Genomic DNA, 1,264 nt, shown 5'->3' on the forward strand with positions numbered 1-1,264 from the left:
TAAAGTCTCAAATTGTATTAAATTTTCCATCGTTTCACGTGAAACAGAAGGAACGATATCTGAGAGTAACTGATATTTTTGTTCTATAGAAAGATTCATTAAGCTATTTTAGCCTTTTCACGTCGTTTACGTTGAATATATGTAATAATAAGCGACAATGCTGCGGGTGTCATACCATCAATTTTTTGTGCATCAGCAATTGAACGCGGTGAAATTTCCTGAATTTTCGTTTTAAGCTCATTTGAAAGACCAGAAATTGACTGAATATCAAGAGAAGAAGGAATTTCTAAACGCTCATCACGTTGAAGAGACGCAATATCTTGTGCTTGTTTTTCTAAATAAACTGCATATTGTGCTTCAATTTCTAAAGCTTCAACAGTTTTAGAGTCAATTGACTGTAATTGTGGCCAAATGTGTGAAAGATGCTCTAAAGTCATATGAGGATAAGCAAGAAAATCATAAGCTGAACGCCGAATTCCATCACGATTTACATGTAATCCATGAGTGGAAGCTTCATTCGGTGTTAAAAAGAGATTTTGGCATATTGATCGTGCTTGATCAAGACGTTGTTGCTTTTTCTGATAACAATCCCAACGTATTTTACTAACAATTCCCCATTCTTGTGCCAAAGGTGTCAAACGCGTATCAGCATTATCAGAGCGCAAAGATAAACGAAACTCCGCACGTGATGTAAACATTCTATAAGGTTCATAAACACCACGTGAAACTAAGTCATCTATCATAACACCAATATAAGCTGTAGAACGACTTATCAGTATTTCATCTAGACCACCTACCTTGCGTGCTGCATTTAATCCTGCCAAAAGCCCCTGTGCTGCTGCTTCCTCATACCCTGTTGTACCATTAATTTGCCCCGCTAAAAAAAGTCCTGGCAAACAGCGTAATTCTAAATTTCTCGTCAACTGCTGTGGATTAACAAAATCATATTCAATAGCATAACCAGATTGCAAAATTTTTACATTTTCCAATCCTTCGATAGTTTTCAATAAAGAAATTTGTACATCCTCAGGAAGAGAGGTAGAAAGTCCATTTGGATAAATAGTATCATCATTTAATCCCTCTGGTTCCAGAAAAATCTGATGTCCATCACGTTCACCAAATTTAACAATTTTATCTTCAATAGAAGGACAATAACGCGGACCTAATCCTTCAATATTTCCAGAATACAAAGCAGAGCGATGAATATTTTCACGAATAACTTGATGTGTTTGTGTATTTGTGCGTGTTATTGCACATTCAATTT

General features: G+C 35.8%; 1 protein-coding gene and 1 pseudogene. Both read right to left on the reverse strand.

Annotated elements, in window-relative coordinates; translation table 11 throughout:
• Positions 1–99 (reverse strand): annotated as a pseudogene (locus FS875_RS10750) (16S rRNA (guanine(527)-N(7))-methyltransferase RsmG); the annotation flags it as partial.
• Positions 99–1,264, reverse strand: a 1,166-nt coding sequence (locus FS875_RS09950; protein WP_144756276.1) for an FAD-dependent oxidoreductase, incomplete at its 5' end; no start/stop codon positions are given. The gene FS875_RS09950 and the pseudogene FS875_RS10750, both read right to left, overlap by 1 nt.

This window comes from Bartonella saheliensis (assembly GCF_902162175.1).